The sequence below is a fragment of the Coprococcus sp. AF19-8AC genome (assembly GCF_003603115.1).
In the GTDB taxonomy this organism is placed as follows: domain Bacteria; phylum Bacillota; class Clostridia; order Lachnospirales; family Lachnospiraceae; genus Coprococcus; species Coprococcus aceti.
The window spans coordinates 33,518-53,244 of sequence record NZ_QTMI01000001.1 but is presented as its reverse complement, the minus strand read 5'-3'; the positions used below and the strand labels follow the sequence as shown (position 1 = coordinate 53,244).

Below are 19,727 nucleotides of genomic sequence, written 5' to 3'. Positions count from 1 at the left end.
CTGTTCTCCCTGTCTCACTGAATGCTAGAAATCGCCAAGCATCTTCACCTCAGGCTCCAGCATCACGCCAAACTGATCCATAACCTTCTTCTGTACATCACGGATCAGACCTGCCACATCAGCAGCGGTTGCACCGCCCCTGTTCACAACAAATCCGCAGTGCTTCTCGGACACCTGTGCTCCTCCCACAGAATATCCCCTGAGTCCTGCATCCATTATAAGTTTACCCGCAAAATATCCCTCAGGTCTCTTGAATGTAGAGCCCGCCGACGGATACTCAAGCGGCTGCTTTGTTCTTCTGGAATCCGACAATTCCTTCATTCTGTCATCTATATCCTGCTGCACACCTGCTGCCAGCTTCATGGTAACCTCAAGAACTATGAGCCCCTCAGCCTCCACAGCACTGTGTCTGTACGAAAAATCCAGTTCATCCGATGACATATCATATATATGTCCATCGGCATCCATCACCTTGACACTGGTGACAACGTCCTTCATCTCACCGCCATAAGCTCCCGCATTCATATACACCGCACCGCCTATAGTACCGGGAATCCCGGAAGCAAACTCAAGACCGGTCAGCGAATTATCCCTTGCCAGTCTGCTGACTCTCACCAGCTTTGCCCCGGCCTGGGCTGTTATCACATCACCATCAACTGTTATCCCATTCATATTGTCCATTATATTGATTATCATGCCCCTGTAGCCAGCATCCGACACAAGCAGATTACTGCCATTACCAAGGACAAAATACGGTATCTCACATTTCCGACAAAGTTCTATAATCCCCACAACCTGATCTGCATCAGAAGGACTCGCAAAATAGTCGGCAGGACCGCCCACCCTGAAGGTAGTGTGTGCGCTCATCACCTCATCTGCGCTTGCATTCTTCTCTCCGGTTATCTCTCGAATACTGTTCAATATATCTAAATCTGACATGTCAACCTCATACAATCTGTCTTCTATATTTTATTCACATGTGCATGTATTTTAAAACAAAAGTAAAAGCACCCCCTGTCACAGAAAACTGCTTTTTTCTTAACATACACAATAAAAGTCTTTAATATATTGGATTTTACGGCACTATTCATCACCATTAAATTCATCATACATTAAAGACTTTTATAATTCAATATTAAAATTTAATATAAATTTACCATCTTTCGCAAAACCTTTGGATATTTTCACAAATTCTACTGGTAAATTTTACTGAAATTACATTCAGGTCAATTACCTTCCAAGCATGCTGCATGCACTTCCATAAATACCTGCATCATTGCCAAGCTGTGCAAGTGCGAACTTTGTCTGTCTGCATGCATGGAATGCATAATGCTCGAAATACTTCTTTACTGAATCTGTAAGTATGGAGCCCGCCTTTGACACGCCTCCACCGATTACAAATATCTCAGGATCAACTACACATGCTATCTGTGCAAGCGCACGACCCAGGATACGTGCCTGTGTATCAACTATCTCAAGTGCAAGCTCGTCTCCTGCCTTTGCTGCGTCAAATACATCCTTTGCAGTAACAGCCTCGAGCTCACGGAGAGTTGACTTCTTATCTGAAGCTGCCATAGCTCTGCCCGCAAGTCTTACCACGCCTGTTGCAGATGTGTACTGCTCCAGACATCCCTTGTTTCCGCATCCACATGTCTCAGTCTCTGAATCGTCAACACATATATGTCCGATCTCACCGCCGGCACCATTCACGCCGAACAGCATCTTGCCGTTGAGTATGATTCCGCCGCCAACACCTGTTCCAAGTGTTACCATTACCAGATTGCTGTGGCCCTTGCCACCGCCCTGCCACATCTCTCCGAGCGCAGCGACATTTGCGTCATTTCCAGCCTTTACAGGATATCCGACCAGCTTCTCCAGCTCGTCCTCAACATTCAGTATTCCCCATCCGAGGTTTACACACTTGAGAACCGTTCCATCCTCCTTGACAGGTCCCGGAACTCCGATTCCAACACCCTCAACATCTTCCTTTGCAAGCTTCTTGCTTTCAATAACTTCCTTTATAGAATCAGCAATGTCCGGAAGAACATTCTTTCCACCGTCCTCTGTGCGGGTCTTGATCTCCCACTTGTCGAGCAGTTCGCCCTCAACGGTAAAAAGTCCCATCTTTACTGTAGTTCCTCCAACATCAACTCCAAATACATACTTAGCCATGTTTTTTCTCCTTCCACATTCTCCGCTTTTTATTGTAATATCACGGCCGGCAGTCATTTACTGCTTGTCACCACCGCCGTTGCCCTTCATAATATTCTGTGTAACTCTGTTGTAAAGCTCCTGAGCTGCATTGTATCCCATCTTCTTCTGTCTGTGGTTTACAGCCGCCGACTCAACTATGATCGCGATATTCCTTCCCGGTCTGATAGGTATGTTGTGACTTACCACCTTATTTCCCAGGAACTCCATATAATTGTCCTCAAGTCCGAGTCTGTCGTATTCTGTATCTTTGCTCCACTCCTCCAGGTTGATGACAAGATCGATATTCTGATCTATCTTAACGCACTCAACACCAAACAGTGATTTCACATCTATTATTCCAATTCCTCTGAGCTCAATAAAATGCCTTGTTATGTCAGGAGCTCTTCCTACAAGAGTTGCATCGCTGACCTTCTTGATCTCAACCACGTCGTCCGCAACAAGTCTGTGTCCTCTCTTCAGAAGCTCCAGCGCCGCCTCCGACTTACCGATTCCACTCTCACCCATGATCAGTACGCCCTCGCCGTATACATCGACAAGAACCGCATGCACCGATATTCTTGGAGCCAGCTCCACATGCAGCCATCTGTCCACCTCATGTACAAATGCAGATGTGACCGCATCGGATGTGAGTACTGGAACCCCATGCTTCTTTGCCATCTCTATGATAAATGGATATGGCTCAAGGCCTCGGCAGAATATAAGGCATGGCGGCTTGTATGAGAAGAACTCATCCATGATGCGCTTGTTCTCCTCCTCAGTATGCATAGCTGCCACATAGGCATGCTCAACATTACCACAAATCTGTATTCTTCCTGCATCAAAGTGCTCGAAGAATCCACCAAACTGTACTGCCGGTCTGTTCATACCCGGATCCTGGATAAGTATCTTATCCGTATCGATCTCCGGAGTATGGTTCTTGAGATCCATCTTCTCTATAAGCTGTGTAACCGTAACACTGTAAACCATATAAACCCTCTGCAACACCGAAACCGATGTTTTTCCTTTCCTAATATAGTCAATATGACTTATTTTATCGCAATTAATTATACTTATGTACGCTCTCTGTTGTCAAGCAGACATGCACAATTACACAGCCAAATATGCAACTCATTTGCGGTCTATTTATTCAGGAATCTCTCCTCATCCTGAACCATGCTGACCTCACTTCCATCCCTCGCATCTATCAGTACAAGCTGTATCGGGTAAGTGTCGGAATGATCCGAATCCAACTGTGCAAATGAGTACACAGGTATAGCCTCATACTCGCCGTCCCCTGTCTTTATCCTGAAATATGTGAGTCTCACATCGTTGAACTCCACCGAATTATATCCGGTATAATCCGCAAAGTGGCTCTCCATGACTCCCTTGAGGCTTGTCACCGCAGAATCCCAGGTGATCAGTGTCCCTGCATCCTGAATATCCCCCGCGGACTTCATCGGCCAGGTGCATGTAAATCCCGTAAGTTTCTCTCCTGTAAATGCGATACTGTATGTGGACTGCTCCGTGTAGTAGTATTTCTCTGCAGAAAACGAACCACTGTCCTCCGCCTTCTTCTGGTTTGAGATGGTGTCTATGCCAAATGCATCCGGCTGATATAGCGGCTGTCCATTCACGGACGCCTGAAATGTCACAGAGTATCCATCCTTCTCATATCCTACAACCTCTCCATACTCATCACTATATTGACGGTAAAGCTCCGACTGCGATGTTGGAACCACATCCTTAAAGCCCCATTTGTCCATGTAGTCCAGTGCTTTTACCATTCCGGCATCCTCGTCCATGCCACTCATATTGGTTTCATCATTCTGAACATCCGACGGATTACCTTCATTTGCAGTTATTAAGTCTGCGGGATCCCATGAAGTATACTCTGTGAATGTCGCACCCTTGTCCGCCATATCTTCAGGGACAGGATCCGTCACCGCAAGCTGGATAGAAAATCCCTCATCTGATATCCACGACAGATCATAAAAATACAGTATGTATTCAACTCCATCTATCTTCCCAATAAAATAATCCTTGCTATAATCCACATCGGCACCCTTATGAGCGAACAGTTCATCTCTCTGCTCCTGTGTCACACTGTCCTTCATATCATATGGATACTCGAAAACTCCATCCTCCTCGTCAAATATGCTTTTGAGTATCGTCTCCCTGTCTTCAGCTCCTATGCTGCCCATGGTGAACTTCTTCGTATACATCTTATCGGCATCCGGAGTCTTGATCTCCGACGCTTTGATGCTTGCAGACTCCAAAGTTCCGCAATTTTCAACAGGAATATCAACATTTACACTGGTCGGAATGCTGAGTGTTCTGGCAAGTCCGCCCACACTGTCATCATAATCTGCATCCTTCTCGGTGTCCCCGGACGTGTCCGTTCCGCTGCTGTATTCCTTGATATCATCGCCCTCTATGACCGCCGTGTTTGCTTCCTTTTTCTTATCCGCGCAGCCACCGCACGCCATCGCAAGGCAAACCAAAGCTGCACATATCATCCATCTTCTCTTCCTCATATTTACTCTCCTTCACCAAGATATATTGTCATATACTCATAATAACTTGCCATTGAACTGCTCGGACTTACCTGCATGTAACAATCCTCAAGCTCACTCTCGTCAACAAGGAAATACACCGTCAGCAAATGTTCTTCGCCATCCCTCTTCAGGCAGCAGTAGCCATCCACGCTCTTTTCAGCAATCTCTGTGCCGTCATCTACTACATACGCAGGTACTCCATATGTCATCCGTCTTCCATAACTCGCACGAGGCTCACCATCTCCGCAATAATAATTCGTGTCAACCGGTGGCGCCAGCTTGTCCCCCGAGAGTTTTTCTCCCCTCTCAAGATCTATAACTATATCGTCATACGGATATGCTCTGTAGTCCGCTTTATATGTGATATCCACCGCAACCATCCGCAAGCTGCTGTTATTATAATCTCCCCAGCTTGTAAAGCTGTTATCTGTCGCTTCGTTCATCCTCCGACATCTGACATCCACAAAGTTTCCGTCCGTATCCACCAGACCTTTCTCCTCGAGATCTCCCACAACACAGAGCATATCCGCAGGATCTATTCCCTGGGTGTCATCGTATACGTTCACACTGTTTACCGTCATCTCTACGCCATCCACAACAAACAACTCGTCCAATCCTATAAATGTGTACTTGTCATCCACCTGGATCGTATCAACATTATCCGGATTGTCATCATAAAATGTTGAGTCAACTCCGACCCAGTTAGATGGATCATCACCCTCAGCATCCTTGACATTTATTCCGGTCACGATCTTGTCCAGCTCCTCATCCGTTATATCGCAGCCGATATACACAGTCAGAATAACGGACTCTTCTTTTATCGGAACGTACAACACTCTATCAAATCCCCAATCAACTCCTCCCCTCTCAAACATCAGGTACTCATAACTTCCCGCCTGTCTGACTGTGGCATCCTCGATGCTTCGGTTTATCACAGTATTCGACTGTCCATTCCACTGGGTTGCCGCTATGGATATTCCCATATATCCTTCCCTGTCCGGGCTGTCATACTTACATTCCTCGACCTGAACCACGCCTTCCGGCAGATAATCAAGAGTGATCTCCACGTATCTTTTGCCAGAATTTATCATGTATGAATTACCATCGCTTCCTTTCATTATGCTCTTTGTTCCATTTTCTTCTTCCTCCGCCATTCTCTTTTTCATCGCGTCCAGAGTCTCCGTGCTCTCGGTGTCATCTGCAGCTGTGGCAACACCATCGTCATTGAGCTCTATCGTTCCACTTGCATAACCACCATTCTTCTCGATCGTAAATCTATACACGCTGACCGCAGCATGGATCGATACCGGTATAAGGATCACACCACACAGCAGCAGTGCTGCAACCTTGATAAATCTCTCCATTCCTCCATGTCTTTTCCTGAGGCCTGTCGATCTGCCGGACTCCTCCATATCTCTCATTCCGGCGAGCAGACTTTCCTTTTTAGCTTTGTATTCTGCCGAAAATTCATGTTCAGACAGCTTGTCCATATTATCCGTATTGTCCGTGTTATCAACATTCTCCATATTCCTATTCTCCATCCAGCATCATCTCCTTCATCAGCAGTTTTCGCGCTCTCTTTACCGCCCGCTCATATTTCTTCCGGACCGCAGCCTCTGTCAGCCGCATCAGATCAGCCGTCTCTCTTACACTGAGCTGCCGCACTATCCTTAGCTGGAGCACCAGGGCATCATCATCAGATAATCTACCAAGTATGCCTGTTATCAACTGCCTGTTCTCCACCTCATCAGCCATATTGCTCTTCACCGATGGATCGGCATGACTCCACAGGATGTTGTCTGCAAGTTCCGCGGAATCGTCATCCCCCTGCAGACTGCACACAGCCTCTTTATCTCTTTTATTTTTCCTGTACATATCAACAGCGATATTTCTTGCAGTCTTGGTTATGTACGCCGACCTCTTCTCCTCCGGCATCCTTTTTATCATGTTCCTGTATCTTATGACTTTCAGAAATGTCTCCTGTACAGCCTCCTCCGCCTGCCATATATCTCCCAATACGGCATACGACAGCCTGTATAACTTCTGTTCGTACTTGTCATAATATTCTGCTATCAATTCGCTGTCTTTCTTATCATTATGCATAATTTCCCTATCCTTTTTCATGTGTTCCCCGCCATAAACACCCCTTGATATTCTGTCTTTTTTGAACGTTCACTATATATAACGATTACATTATCATAAATGTGACACTTTTTCATAAAAAAAGAGGTTAAAGATTTCTCTTTAACCTCTTTTATGGGAAATATCACTATCTTCATGCTTCATGCCTGTTCCGAATCCAAGTCTTCTTTATTCCCTGTATCCTCTTTATCCTTTTCTTCAGCTTCAGCCTCGGCTTCTAACAGTTTCGCAGCAGCTTCAGCCTCCTCCTTTGCCTTCTTCGCCTCTTCCTCGGCTTTTCGGGCGGTTTCCTCCAGTTTCTTCTCGTTGAGTCTGAATATCTTCCTCATCGTCGTACTGGTTCCGTATGCAATCGCACCAAATATGAATAAAACCCACAGGTACCATATATTCACAAATATCATAGGGTATCTCACGCATATAAATATAGGTGCAAACCATGCGATAAATACTTTTAACCATGATCCCTTATATGTGATAGCCAAAGCCAGTGAGTTTCTCACCGTGGTTCCCAGCTTATTGTTGTATCTGGCTATCAATGGGAACAAAAACGGAACAATAAGTCCCATAAATATAAGTTCTGTCACAAGAATTCCTGTGTAGAATGTAGATATGAATCCCGTCACTCTCTTGACAAGCAGGAATTCAAAATACATTACAAATATCGCAAGCAGAATAAAGAAATACGCTATGGTCGACTGTTTAAAGTTTCTCTTAAACTCATGGATAAATCCGGCGACAACCGTCTCTTCCTCATCCTCCTGCAGTCTTATACACATAGCATAAAGAGCTGACAGCGATGCTCCCACTGTAAATATAGGTATACAGCCAACTACAAAGCACACATTAAGTGCAAATATAGTTCCAAACGCATCCATTGCCCGTCTCAGAAGTGGTTCTTTCTCTTTTCCCCTGTCATTCTCTCTGCTCTCTTCCCTGTTGTTTGATATCTCGCTCATTCAAAATGTCCTCTTCGCTTATTGTCTCGTTAGAAAAAAAAATAATATAATGCGGGTATCGATTAACCCGAGAGTCATCGATACCTACATTATATTTAATTGATTACAATATATATTACTCCTTTACACCACCAAGTGCAACACCTGCAATAATATACTTAGAAAGGAAGAAGTACATTACGAGAATTGGAAGAACTGTTGTGAAAAGTCCACAATAGATCTGACCCCAATCTCTTGACTTATCATTTGCCTTTAACGCCTGAACGTACATTGGCATTGTCTGCTTCTTTCTCTCTGTAGCAAGTATGATAGAAGGTGTATACAGGTTATTCCATGATGCAACGAATCCGAAGATTGCCTGAGTTGCCATAGCCGGCTTCAGAAGAGGAAGTACGATCGTGTTGAACGTATGAATTTCTCCTGATCCATCAATTCTGGCAGCCTCTACGATCTCTGTCGAGAGACCTGTCTCCATGTACTGCTTCATAAAGTAAACAGTTGTTGGTGCTGCGATCGCTGGAATGATCATTGCAAGATATGAACCATAAATATGTGTGAGGTTACATACCTTGATAAAACCTACGATAGATACCTGCTGAGGAATCATCATGATAGCATATATGAAGCCCCATGCAAACTTCTTTGCCTTGAAATTGTAAACTGTAACTGCGTAAGCTGTCAGAGAACCGAAGTAGATCTGAAGAGCTGTTGCAGGTACTGTGATAATCAATGAATTGAGCATAGCCTGAAGTACGTTTACTCCACTCGTCTTAGCACTACCCTCTAAAAGTCCCTTGAAGTTAGTGATGAACTGTGATCCAGGAACAAGCTTTATTCCTGTAAGAATATCACTGGACTTAAGTGTTGAGTTTATTACCAAAATATAAAACGGTATGATTGACAGGAAACAAAGTATGATACAAATGACATATCTAAAAACTCTCGTTCCTGTTGCTTTTGATTCTGTCTGATCCAACTTTGTTCACCTACTTTCCTTGTTTTGCTGTTTTCTCTGATGTCAGCTTATAGAACAGTAAGCTTATTATCAATGTGAATGCGAAAAGCATTACTGAGTAAGCTGCAGCTTTACCATAATCCTGTGTAGGACCTGCACTTACATACTTCTTGATAAGCATAACTACTGTTGTTGTAGAATTGACATCTGATCCACCTACTCTTACAACTGGGTTACCTTCGTTGAACAGCTGTGGAATATCGTACATCTGCAGACCACCGATAGCTGATGTTACGAGTGTGTACTGTAAGATCGGCTTGAGCAGTGGAAGTGTTATTTTGAAGAACTGCTGCTTTGATGTAGCACCATCAACACTGGCTGCCTCGTAAAGTGATGGATTGATACCGAGAATACCTGCACAAAGGACAATCATTGTATTACCATACCACATCCAGAACTGAATAAAAGCAATGATTATAAGTGATGCCCAGCCGTGATTCAGGATACCACCATCATCACACCATCCCCAACTTCTGAACAGGCTCGTGATAGGTCCCTGAACCTCGAACATACTGTAGAAGAGAACGGCAATTGTAGCTGCTGTAATGATGTTAGGCATGTACATGATTACCTTGAATGCACCCTGACCCTTTAACTTAACCTTGATGTCTGTGAACCAGGCAGCAAGAACAAGTGCGAGAAGGATCTGAGGGATGAAGTTTACTATCCACAGAACAACTGTTATAGCAAGTGCCTGCCAGAACTCACTTCCGGTCTTTGCAAACACATAATTGGTAAAGTTACCGAGTCCTACGCTTGTTGTCACATATCTACCATTCTTAGCTGAGTAGACAAGTGAATTGTAGAACGTATAGATAAGTGGATACAGCTGAAAGATAAGGAAAACAAGGAAGAACGGAATGAGGAACATCAAACCATACTTGCCGTATTCAACTGTCTTGTTCTTTTTCATAGTGTGATACGCCCCCCTTAAAATATTGGTCTATAGTACACACGCACCAGCAACTTTCATTACTGATGCGTGCATTTTGTTACTTTATAGTTTTATCCTTTATTTTAGGGATAGATTACTTTGAGATACCAAGCTCTGAAGCACACTTGTCCTCGATGTACTTAACAGCATCATCAACTGATGTGTATGTACCTGAGTTGTAAGCTGTAGCTGCCTCATCGATGAATCCCTTGATTGAAGCGTCATTGTATGTTACGTTGCTGAGGTTGATTCCCTCTGCTGCTGCTGCCCATACCTCGATTGGGTTCTGTCCGCCAAGGAATTTCTGAGCTGCATTGTCGCTTGAAAGCTCACCATTGATAAGTCTCTCGTTAGCTGCCTTGTTGTTTACACAGTCACCTGTCTTGTTTGTGATCTCAACACCAACATCTGGATCACATGTTAACTCGTAAAGAAGGAATGCACAAAGCTCTGGGTTTGGTGTATCCTTACCAACCATTACGTATGTACCGCCCCAGTGGTATGATGTAGGGCCTGTAACAGCTCCCCAGTTACCATCTACAGCGCCGTTACCCTGCATTGAACCGATGAACCAAGGACATCCGAAGTAGCAGAATACCTTTGAATCATTTGTCATATCAGCAGCCCATGATGAATCCCAAAGGGCTGTGTTGTTTGAATATCCACCATCATAGATCTTCTTACCTGTCTCAAGGTACTCTGTAACTGCACCATCAAGTGTAAGCTTCTCTGATGAACCGTCATCTGTTACCCAAGGCTGTGACTGAGTATCCCAGATAGCGTACTTAACATCTGAAGGACCAGATACGATCTTGTATCCAGCATCCTTTAACTTGTCTGCTGTCTCGAAGAACTTGTCCCAATCAGCAAGAGCTGCCTGAACTGTCTCAGGATCATCTGATCCAAGAACTTCCTTAGCAATGTCTCTTCTGTAGAATACAGAACCTGCTGTAGCCTGCCATGTAACGCACTTAAGCTGTCCATCTTTTGTTCCATACTGCTTAGCGAAGTCGTATGAATTAGCCATAACATCATCTGTAAATCCAAGATCTGTAAGGTTTGCTGTTGCGTCTGTCTCTGACCAGTACTTAGCTACATCGTTATCAGCTGGGATAAGTGAAGGATACTTGTCTCCACTTTTAAGAGCTGTGTCGATAGCTGTCTTGTACTCATCTGATGTTCCACCAACACCAAGTGTTACGAACTCAACATAATCCTTGTACTCTGGGAACTTGTCAAGAACGACGTTCATCTTCTTTGAGAAATCCTCATCCCATGAGTAAGCGTAGATCTTCTTGCTGTCATCCCAGCCATCTGTGCTAGGTGCTGCAATTGCTCCTGTTGCTGAAGCGTCTGCCTCTGTTGCCTCTGTAGCATCATCTGATGCTGCGTCTGTTGCCTCTGTTGCCTCTGTCTTAGCCTCTGTCTTAGCCTCTGTTGTAGCATCATCATTTCCGCCACATGCAACGAGTGATAATCCCATTGCCATAGCTAATGAAAGTGCTAACGCCTTTTTGATTTTTCTCACAAAAAAACCCTCCTTTTAAATATGTGTGCTATTCCAATGTTATGCTCTAAAATCGCCTTATCGAGCATATCCGGAATGCCGTGTCATGCTTTTCCATGACCTCTGTTGTGATTTTATTGACAACGTCCTTGTCAACATAGGCTTATTATAGGGCATATTATCTAATTTGGCAACCCCTTTTTTGAGCTTTTTTATCTTTTTTGCACATTTGCCTTTTTTTAAGCTAAAAAAATAACTAATTAAACTTTATCTATAAGGCGTGTATTTTATCATTTTTGTCAAATAGTCTATTTTTCGTACATTCCATGCGCCTTTCCGGCTAATATGGCAACTGTACTTTATATATATAAAACAGCTTATTTACAGGGTTTTCTTTTAGTCATTATGTATAGTGCATGCAAAACCGATCTGTTTTATTGTGCAATTTTAAATTTTAGACTTTTTTCACTATTGGAGGGGTTCTGTTCTCCTCTTCTATATGTTAGTATACTATTATTAAATATATTTGACGCGGAAGACCGGACGCCCTCCGGCTCTTTTCGTGCAGAGGAGTTTTGAATGAGCAAAAAAGATAATACACAGGAAGAGGTGCTGGAAAGCACACAGAAGGATGCCCCGGATGACATTTTGATCCAGCCAAGGGGTGTCAAGCGTGAGGTGGCCGACGGTTTCTCAGATCCTAGATCTGCAGCGCCCAAAGCGGACCTTGCGACCGAAAACAGTCTTGAGCTTCACGCCATGACGAGATCAGAGCGCCGCAGATACAGACGGGCGCAAAAAAAGGCTGAGACAGCGGACATGACACGCTCACAGCGTTTTCATTATTTTATAGACTGCAACAAATGGAAGATCATAGGAATACTGATGATCGTAGTGTCACTGACCTGGATCTCACTGGCGGTATATTCCAATACCCGGCCGACGGTATTTGCATATGCGGTGGTCAACAGTCCTGATCCATGGAGCGTGGACACATCCGTTATAGACGACTATAAGAGCTACTATAATTATAAAGACTCGGACAAGATTAAATATATGCAGAACCTGCATTACGATCCGACTACATTTGACGCTGACTACGATGCAAATGGAACGGAATACTCTTCCTTCCCGCTGCTGTGCGAGGACAATGTATATGATGTGCTGATATCCGACAAGGCCGGAGTTGAGTGCTGCAGTTGGATAAATCTGATACATCCGCTTGATACATATGATGGCACTCTCAAAACTCTCTTCGAGGGAGAGCTCAAGGATCGTGTAGTAACGGCGCAGGATTCCGCAAATCACACTTCCGCATACGCAATAAACATCAGCGGAACGGATTTTGCCAACCGCATGAACCTGGGATACAACGATGTGTATCTCTCATTCCCGGGCAACAGCGAGGAGAATGTTGACCACATTATCAAGCTGTTGAATTACATTTTTGATCTTGGTATAGAATAAGAAAAAATGGCTGTGACATATTGTTGTGTCACAGCCATTTTTTCTGTCATGATCTGTATTCAGGTGATCATATATCAATATATCAGTCCTCAGAATCCATATTCATAACCTGTCTCTTTCTTGCAAGCTCGTCATTAGCAAGATACTCATCATATGTAGTCTGCTTGTCTATGAGACCGGTGTTTGTTATCTCTATAATTCTATTGGCTGTTGTCTGTACAAACTGGTGATCCTGTGAGGAGAACAATACGACTCCAGGGAACTTGATAAGTCCGTTGTTGAGCGCTGTGATCGACTCCATATCCAGATGGTTTGTAGGCTCATCAAGAATCAGGGTGTTTGACCCCATGATCATCAGCTTGGACAGAAGACATCTTACCTTCTCTCCTCCAGAGAGGACTTTGACCTTCTTAACTCCATCCTCACCTGCAAAGAGCATTCTTCCAAGGAAACCTCTTACATATGTGGCATCCTTCTCATCTGAATACTGAGTGAGCCAGTCTACTATCACAAGGTCGTTGTCGAACTCCTTGGTGTTGTCCTTAGGGAAATATCCCTGTGAAGTTGTAACACCCCACTTGTAACTTCCCTCATCAGGCTCCTCCTCGCCTGCAAGTATCTTAAAGAGCATGGTTGTTGACTTTGTATTTGGTCCTACAAATGCTATCTTGTCGTCATGTCCAACTGTGAATGAGATATCATCTAGAAGCTTCTCACCGTCAACTGTCTTAGAAATATGTGACACGGTAAGCACTTCATTTCCAATCTCTCTCTTAGGTCTGAAATCGATATATGGGTACTTTCTGCTCGATGGCTTAATATCATCCAGTTCGATCTTCTCAAGAGCACGCTTACGTGATGTCGCCTGCTTGGACTTTGAAGCATTTGCCGAGAATCTCTGAATGAACTCCTGGAGCTCTTTGATCTTCTCTTCCTTCTTCTTGTTGGCTTCCTTCATCTGCTTGATCATCAGCTGACTTGACTCGTACCAGAAGTCATAGTTACCTGCGTAGAGCTGGATCTTGCTGTAATCTATATCTGCTATATGGGTACATACCTTGTTCAGGAAATATCTGTCATGCGATACAACGATAACCGTGTTCTCAAAGTTGATGAGAAATTCCTCAAGCCATGCGATGGCATCCATATCAAGGTGGTTTGTAGGCTCATCCAGAAGAAGTACATCCGGATTGCCAAAAAGGGCCTGGGCAAGAAGCACCTTGACCTTGAGTCCACCATCCAGATCCTTCATCAGGCTGTAGTGATACTCTGTGCCTACACCAAGGCCATTCAAAAGTGTTGAGGCATCTGACTCAGCCTCCCAGCCGTTCATCTCAGCAAATTCAGCCTCAAGCTCTGCAGCCTTGACTCCATCCTCGTCTGAGAAGTCCTCCTTCATATATATAGCATCTTTTTCCTTCATTATCTCATACAGACGCTTGTTACCCATGATTACTGTGTCAAGCACCTGGTACTCATCGTATTTGTAGTGATCCTGCTGGAGAACTGAAAGTCTCTCTCCATCATTCATGGTCACATCACCCTTTGACGGCTCTATCTCTCCTGACAGGATCTTCAGGAAAGTTGACTTGCCGGCACCATTTGCACCGATCAGTCCATAACAGTTACCCTCTGTAAATTTGATATTTACATCCTCAAATAAAGCCTTCTTACCAAATCTCAATGTTACGTTATTCGCACTAATCATCGACGTATATACCTTTCACTATTTACTCTGTCTGCACACGCAAACGCCTCCATTTTCAGTGATTAAGTATATCAATACATGTCAGATGTGTCAACTTTACTTTATGTACAGAGCGGCGCTTTTCCTGCCCCGCTCCACTCTTCCATTCTGATATCCTTTACCAGAAATTTCTGGCTGCCAGCTAGAGATTCTTGACTATAGGATCATACAGATCAAGCTCACAGTACTCTGTGTCTGTAAAATGATCGCAGTTAAGACAACTCTTACCCGTCACATCGTTTGAAAGACCCTTACAAGAACACTTCTTCTCATACGCACTGCATCTCTCTGCAACTTCTTTGTAGGTTTCTGTTGAACTTCTCATGATGTTCTCTCCTTTTTGCTATGCATTTTTCTGCTGCCTTATTATTGTGTGTCTTTTTCTGCTTTTTATTCCCCATTTCATTCTTCGCTGATTCTTTGCCACATCAAGGTACGGATTCTTGACAATATGCTATATATTAAGTACAATCAGAATTAAAAATTTTTTAAATGATTGGAGATGAAATCTTGGACGCAGGTTCCATAATAAACATTATCATTCTGGTGGTGCTGATCGCACTGTCCGCATTCTTTTCTTCAGCTGAAACAGCACTCACAACGGTGAGTAAATTCTCGCTCAGGTCTCTTGCAGACAACGGCAACAAGCGGGCCTCACGGGTTCTCAAGGTCACAGAGAATTCAAGCAAGCTGATAAGCACTATTCTTATAGGAAATAACATTGTCAACATATCAGCATCTTCTCTCACGACCACATTCGTAACAAAGGCATTTGGAAGCTCTGCTGTCGGTATTGCAACCGGAGCCCTGACACTGATCGTTCTCCTCTTCGGAGAAATCACACCAAAGACCCTGGCTCAGCGTTTTAACCTGAAGATATCGCTGTTATACATTGACATAATCCAGTTCCTTATGATAGTGCTCACACCTGTGATATTCATAGTGAATAAGATCGCTGATTTTATATTCTGGATCATAAGGCTCGACAAGGACGGCGGGAACCAGAAGATGACCGAGGATGAACTCATAAGCATGGTGAACGTCAGTGAGGAGGAAGGCGTCATCGAGGACAAAGAGAAGGAAATGATAACCAATGTGGTGGACTTCGGAGATTCCATCGCAAGGGATGTCATGATCCCAAGAGCAGATATGACCATCGCCTCTGTTGATATGGCTTATGATGATCTGCTGAAGCTCTACATGGAAGTACCGTATACGAGAATTCCTGTATATGAGGACTCCAGAGATAACGTGATCGGTATCCTTCATGTTAAGGATCTCTTCTTCTACAAGGCAACCCATGATATCAATAATTTCAGCGTTCGTAACATCATGAGAAAGCCACTGTATGTATATGAATATCAGAAGACCAATGATCTTCTGCACTCCATGAAGTCGGATTCCAATACCATGGCCATCGTGCTCGATGAGTACGGAATCTGCATAGGACTTATTACCATTGAGGATCTCATTGAGGAAATCATCGGAGACATCAAGGATGAGTACGACACGGAGGAACACAACAACATCATCAAGATTGACGACACCCACTACAACGTCGATGGCTCCATCAAGCTGGATGATCTGAATGATGCACTGAATCTAAAGATAGAATCAGAGGACTACGACTCCCTCGGCGGTTACATAACCGAGCTGCTGGATCACATTCCAGCCAAGGGCGAGTCCGTCACCGACATCTCATGCATCTACAAGGTACTTGAGATGGACAAAAAGCGAGTCGCCAGAGTGCTTATCACGCTGGCTCCGCAGGAGCCAGGCGACGCCGACGGCGAGTAAGCCAGCGCCGGGTGGCGGGGTTATGCGCAAACAGACATTTTCGTTGAAAAAGATACAATTTTGTGATATTTCTCGAAGGAATTTACGAAAAGCACACAGGCTTGCGAAAGCTTGTGTGCTTTTCTCTTTTTTCGGCTCAAAAAGATACAATCGTCAAGCTTGCAGCCAGCTAGCGTCCTGAGCATTCTCTTTCCTCTTGATTTTTTAACAAATTAATACGTTTTATAGTAAAACAACCTTGTAATGTAGTTTTGAATACTATATAATATGTCGTGTTGATTCAAAATCAACTGTTTATATGCAGTATTACACACTGCATAAACAACACATACTGCACAAAACAGCACATGCTGCGTAAACAATGCATACTGCATACACAGCACGTACAACTGTTGGAATATGTCAATTTGTGAACGGTATTTATGAACAGCATTTTCGCACAGCAGTTCCTGTGCGTGCTCCAACTAATATAAGAGGTGTCTATATGGATAAAAAGACAAATATTAAAGACATAATATCAATGGCCGGTGGCCTTGATTATATAAACCCTAAGGATATTCCTTCCATTGACCTGTACATGGATCAGTTGACCACCTTCATGGAGGATCAGCTTGGAAAGAACAGGCGCAATGACGAGGACAAGGTGATGACCAAGACCATGATCAACAACTACACGAAGAACAATCTTCTGCCATCGCCTAATAAGAAGAGATATTCTAAGCAGCACCTTATACTGCTCATTTATATATACTACCTGAAGAACATGCTCAGCATCAACGATATACAGACTCTGCTTGAGCCTCTTATAGATGGTTATTTTGATTCCAACAAGGACGGAAAGGATATTTCTGATATATACGCCCACTTGTATGAGCATCTATCCCAGCATTACGGTGACATCATCAAGGATATCGTGAGAACAGCCAACAAGGCTGATGCCATGTACGATCCTGAGAAGGACTCCTATCTCCACGATCTCAGCATGATCTCACTTCTCTCAGTTGATATATATGCCAAGAAGAAATATGTGGAGCATCTGGTAGACAAGCTCAGACAGGAATCTGAGGAAGATGCCAAGGCGAAGGCTAAAGCCCAGGCACAGAAAGCCAGAGAGCAGGCAGCAGCCAAAGCCGCAAAGGCTAAGCAGTCACAGGCAAACGCCGCAGCCGAGGGCAAGAAAAAATAGTCAGCTTACGCACAACCAACAAGTATTGCGACCAGATTCCACAGGACTCCAGCCTGTAACACAAATAAAACCCCTGAACGATTACATTTTATCGTTCAGGGGTTTTGTCCGACTACTTGTCGGTTTTCTCGTTGCTCTGCTTGTCATTCTGCTGGAAGCTCTTCATTCTTGAAAATACAAGCTCATATCCGTCCTTGCCATAATTCAGGGATCTGTTGACCCTGCTTATCGTGGCTGTGGATGCTCCGGTCTTCTCCGCAACCTCCAGATATGTGTTGTCTTCCTTCAGCATCTTGGCCACTGCAAAACGCTGTGCTATAGATAACAGTTCATTCACCGTGCATACATCCTCAAAGAAATTAAAGCACTCCTCTTCTGTCTCCAATGTAAGTATTGCCTCAAACAGATCCTGTACTGCCTCTGTATGTACTGTTTTTCCCATGTCTAAGCTCCTTTTTGACTTTCACGACTTTAGCGTGATAAAGTAATATATACTATATACCACTTTCTTATAATTTGCAATCTTTTTTGATCCAGACTGAAAGGCCTCTTCTGTTGACATAGAACTCGCCACAGCCCTCGTCATCTATCTTGATGTCATACTTGGCATTACCCATGACATCTGCAAAATGTGCTCCCGCAAACTGTCTGCCCACATACATTCTCTTGGTGCCGCCCATTCCATCGGACATGACAACCGCAAGTCCTGAATCCTTGTGCTCCTCGTCGCCCTCTCTGGTCCATCCAACAACCTCGCTGTGATCAAAGTAGTCGTGCTGAGTTCCGTATGCATATTTCTTTCTGAGCTTGAGCAGCTTATTCAGTATCGTCTTCTTCGACTTTACCTTAACCTGTGGTATTCCCGCATAGTCGCCGATATACAGGCACGGATAGCCCTGCTCTCTGAGCAGTATGACCGCATACGCCAGAGGCTTGAACCAATCCTCAACGTACGATTCCAGGACTCCTCCGACCTGGGATTCGTGGTTATCTACAAATGTAACAGCCTTCTCCGGATTGCTCATCATAAGTGAACCCTTAAGCAGATCTGCCATGTTATACTCTCCATCTGCCACAGATGCATCGTGGAAATTGAAGTGCAATGGCACATCGAACATGGATGCCTCATTGTCTGTGGCCTTGATATAGCCATTCAGATATTCTGTATTCCAGTGCCAGAAATCACCGACAGCAAATATGTCCTTATGTACATATTCCGGAGCCTCATCTGCGCCCTTCTTCTTAGCGGCTGCAGGGACATCAGATGTCGCTTCAATAAAATCCTTCACAAACCATGCAGGGATAGCCTCTGCCTCCTGGAATCTGAATCCGTCCACATCAGTGGTCTTCTCGTACCACTGAGCCCACGCCATGAGCTCGTCATACACTTCCTGATTGTAGAAATCAATCTCGCTTCCAATTATATAATCATACTTGGAATATTCCTTGTCCGCCTCGTCATAATCCCTGCCCTCAAGAGCGCACACACGCTTCTTGAATTCTTCCTGCTTCCAGTCTATTCCCGCAAAATGCTTCCAGTTCCACTTGAACTTGGAATACTTTGACTTTCTTCCAGGGAATGTAAACTTTGAAAGTGCTCCCACAGTCTTCTTATTGCCGATCATCTGTGGAATATCTTTGGTGTTGAAGTCGGCTGCTGTAACCTTCTCTATCCTGTCAGCGCCGAGCTTCTGTCTGACCGCAATGTCCGCATAGACATTTATACCCTGATCCTTCATAGCCTTTATAGCAGCTATATACTCATCCTTAGTTCCATATCTGGTTCCAACTGAACCCTTCTGGTCAAACTCTCCCAGATCATACAGATCGTACGGAGCATACCCCATATCTTCTTTGCCCTGTGCTCCCTTTGTAGCAGGCGGAAACCATACAGCCGTAGCCCCCATCTTCTTCAGAACCGCAGCGTCCTCTGCTGCCTTTTTCCATAAATCCTGGCTGTCGGTCGTATTCGCTGTAAAATACTGTACCAAAAGTCCGTTATCCTTCATCTCAATACCTCCGTTATTGGCTTTTAATCACCCTTATAAGTCATTATATCAAATCTGAATATATGAGTAAAGACCGACAAATAACAAAAAACATGCCCTCAGACTCCCCTTACCGGAGTGCCTGCAGGCATGCCAAAGACACTATGTACTGTAACGTATATATCTCGGATCACACACTCTGATCCATGCATGTATACACCACAGCTTATAGCTGTA

At 44.1% G+C, this 19,727-nt stretch carries 17 protein-coding genes; 3 read left to right on the top strand and 14 right to left on the bottom strand.

The features are described from left to right. Positions 1-24: 24 nt before the first annotated feature. The 10 genes from murB to DWX57_RS00250 all read right to left on the bottom strand — a co-directional run bounded on the left by murB (position 25) and on the right by DWX57_RS00250 (position 11,326). Positions 25-939, bottom strand: coding sequence for a UDP-N-acetylmuramate dehydrogenase (gene murB / locus DWX57_RS00295; protein WP_117548561.1), 915 nt, complete (start codon positions 937-939; stop codon positions 25-27). Positions 940-1,230: 291 nt separating this feature from the next. Next, on the bottom strand, positions 1,231-2,172 hold the full coding sequence (locus DWX57_RS00290; protein ID WP_120000313.1) for an ROK family glucokinase: 942 nt from the start codon (positions 2,170-2,172) through the stop codon (positions 1,231-1,233). 57 nt (positions 2,173-2,229) lie between these two features. Continuing rightward, positions 2,230-3,180 carry an HPr(Ser) kinase/phosphatase gene (hprK, locus tag DWX57_RS00285; RefSeq protein ID WP_015533291.1) on the bottom strand — a complete coding sequence of 317 codons (951 nt, stop codon included), beginning with the start codon at positions 3,178-3,180 and terminating at the stop codon, positions 2,230-2,232. A gap of 152 nt (positions 3,181-3,332) precedes the next feature. Continuing rightward, positions 3,333-4,727, bottom strand: a complete 1,395-nt coding sequence (locus DWX57_RS00280) for a hypothetical protein (RefSeq protein WP_118757538.1) — start codon at positions 4,725-4,727, stop codon at positions 3,333-3,335. Positions 4,728-4,729: 2 nt separating this feature from the next. Further along, positions 4,730-6,289 carry a hypothetical protein gene (locus DWX57_RS00275; RefSeq protein ID WP_120122824.1) on the bottom strand — a complete coding sequence of 520 codons (1,560 nt, stop codon included), beginning with the start codon at positions 6,287-6,289 and terminating at the stop codon, positions 4,730-4,732. Next, positions 6,279-6,851, bottom strand: coding sequence for an RNA polymerase sigma factor (locus tag DWX57_RS00270; RefSeq protein WP_120123133.1), 573 nt, complete (start codon positions 6,849-6,851; stop codon positions 6,279-6,281). The genes DWX57_RS00275 and DWX57_RS00270 overlap by 11 nt, the downstream gene beginning before the upstream one ends. Before the next feature lie 179 nt (positions 6,852-7,030). Next, positions 7,031-7,849 (bottom strand): YesL family protein, encoded by an 819-nt coding sequence (locus tag DWX57_RS00265; protein WP_015533295.1) that lies wholly within the window; start codon positions 7,847-7,849, stop codon positions 7,031-7,033. Positions 7,850-7,964: 115 nt separating this feature from the next. Beyond that, on the bottom strand, positions 7,965-8,825 hold the full coding sequence (locus DWX57_RS00260) for a carbohydrate ABC transporter permease (RefSeq protein ID WP_117548555.1): 861 nt from the start codon (positions 8,823-8,825) through the stop codon (positions 7,965-7,967). A gap of 10 nt (positions 8,826-8,835) precedes the next feature. Then, the gene (locus DWX57_RS00255) at positions 8,836-9,777 is read right to left on the bottom strand and encodes a carbohydrate ABC transporter permease (RefSeq protein ID WP_117548554.1); all 942 of its coding nucleotides are present in this window, start codon (positions 9,775-9,777) and stop codon (positions 8,836-8,838) included. Positions 9,778-9,892: 115 nt separating this feature from the next. Then, on the bottom strand, positions 9,893-11,326 hold the full coding sequence (locus DWX57_RS00250) for an ABC transporter substrate-binding protein (protein ID WP_117548553.1): 1,434 nt from the start codon (positions 11,324-11,326) through the stop codon (positions 9,893-9,895). Positions 11,327-11,884: 558 nt separating this feature from the next. On the opposite strand from DWX57_RS00250, the gene DWX57_RS00245 reads away from it, so the two are divergent. Continuing rightward, complete coding sequence (locus DWX57_RS00245) at positions 11,885-12,772, top strand: hypothetical protein (RefSeq protein ID WP_120122823.1); 888 nt, start codon at positions 11,885-11,887, stop codon at positions 12,770-12,772. 82 nt (positions 12,773-12,854) lie between these two features. On the opposite strand, the gene DWX57_RS00240 is transcribed toward DWX57_RS00245, so the two are convergent. Continuing rightward, on the bottom strand, positions 12,855-14,480 hold the full coding sequence (locus DWX57_RS00240) for an ABC-F family ATP-binding cassette domain-containing protein (RefSeq protein WP_117548552.1): 1,626 nt from the start codon (positions 14,478-14,480) through the stop codon (positions 12,855-12,857). A gap of 181 nt (positions 14,481-14,661) precedes the next feature. Continuing rightward, positions 14,662-14,844, bottom strand: a complete 183-nt coding sequence (locus DWX57_RS00235; protein WP_015533298.1) for a hypothetical protein — start codon at positions 14,842-14,844, stop codon at positions 14,662-14,664. Positions 14,845-15,029: 185 nt separating this feature from the next. On the opposite strand from DWX57_RS00235, the gene DWX57_RS00230 reads away from it, so the two are divergent. Beyond that, positions 15,030-16,316, top strand: coding sequence for an HlyC/CorC family transporter (locus DWX57_RS00230; protein ID WP_165852736.1), 1,287 nt, complete (start codon positions 15,030-15,032; stop codon positions 16,314-16,316). Between the two features lie 484 nt (positions 16,317-16,800). Continuing rightward, entirely contained in the window at positions 16,801-17,502 is a 702-nt protein-coding gene (locus DWX57_RS00225) for a DUF1836 domain-containing protein (protein WP_120122821.1), read from the top strand. Positions 17,503-17,614: 112 nt separating this feature from the next. Here DWX57_RS00225 and DWX57_RS00220 read toward each other — a convergent pair whose 3' ends face one another. Together DWX57_RS00220 and DWX57_RS00215 are read right to left on the bottom strand one after the other, a co-directional pair. Further along, entirely contained in the window at positions 17,615-17,944 is a 330-nt protein-coding gene (locus DWX57_RS00220; RefSeq protein WP_015533300.1) for a YerC/YecD family TrpR-related protein, read from the bottom strand. Positions 17,945-18,011: 67 nt separating this feature from the next. Next, positions 18,012-19,511 carry an alpha-amylase gene (locus DWX57_RS00215; protein ID WP_120122820.1) on the bottom strand — a complete coding sequence of 500 codons (1,500 nt, stop codon included), beginning with the start codon at positions 19,509-19,511 and terminating at the stop codon, positions 18,012-18,014. Positions 19,512-19,727 lie beyond the last annotated feature (216 nt).

What these genes read in the sequence shown, in the direction of transcription:
- DWX57_RS00275 (WP_120122824.1), bottom strand. Translation starts at nt 6,289, where the DNA reads ATGGAGAATAGGAATATGGAGAATGTTGATAACACGGACAATACGGAT.
- DWX57_RS00215 (WP_120122820.1), bottom strand. Translation starts at nt 19,511, where the DNA reads ATGAAGGATAACGGACTTTTGGTACAGTATTTTACAGCGAATACGACC.
- DWX57_RS00265 (WP_015533295.1), bottom strand. Translation starts at nt 7,849, where the DNA reads ATGAGCGAGATATCAAACAACAGGGAAGAGAGCAGAGAGAATGACAGG.
- DWX57_RS00235 (WP_015533298.1), bottom strand. Translation starts at nt 14,844, where the DNA reads ATGAGAAGTTCAACAGAAACCTACAAAGAAGTTGCAGAGAGATGCAGT.
- DWX57_RS00240 (WP_117548552.1), bottom strand. Translation starts at nt 14,480, where the DNA reads ATGATTAGTGCGAATAACGTAACATTGAGATTTGGTAAGAAGGCTTTA.
- DWX57_RS00290 (WP_120000313.1), bottom strand. Translation starts at nt 2,172, where the DNA reads ATGGCTAAGTATGTATTTGGAGTTGATGTTGGAGGAACTACAGTAAAG.
- hprK (WP_015533291.1), bottom strand. Translation starts at nt 3,180, where the DNA reads ATGGTTTACAGTGTTACGGTTACACAGCTTATAGAGAAGATGGATCTC.
- DWX57_RS00245 (WP_120122823.1), top strand. Translation starts at nt 11,885, where the DNA reads ATGAGCAAAAAAGATAATACACAGGAAGAGGTGCTGGAAAGCACACAG.
- DWX57_RS00270 (WP_120123133.1), bottom strand. Translation starts at nt 6,851, where the DNA reads ATGCATAATGATAAGAAAGACAGCGAATTGATAGCAGAATATTATGAC.
- DWX57_RS00225 (WP_120122821.1), top strand. Translation starts at nt 16,801, where the DNA reads ATGGATAAAAAGACAAATATTAAAGACATAATATCAATGGCCGGTGGC.
- DWX57_RS00220 (WP_015533300.1), bottom strand. Translation starts at nt 17,944, where the DNA reads ATGGGAAAAACAGTACATACAGAGGCAGTACAGGATCTGTTTGAGGCA.
- murB (WP_117548561.1), bottom strand. Translation starts at nt 939, where the DNA reads ATGTCAGATTTAGATATATTGAACAGTATTCGAGAGATAACCGGAGAG.
- DWX57_RS00255 (WP_117548554.1), bottom strand. Translation starts at nt 9,777, where the DNA reads ATGAAAAAGAACAAGACAGTTGAATACGGCAAGTATGGTTTGATGTTC.
- DWX57_RS00280 (WP_118757538.1), bottom strand. Translation starts at nt 4,727, where the DNA reads ATGAGGAAGAGAAGATGGATGATATGTGCAGCTTTGGTTTGCCTTGCG.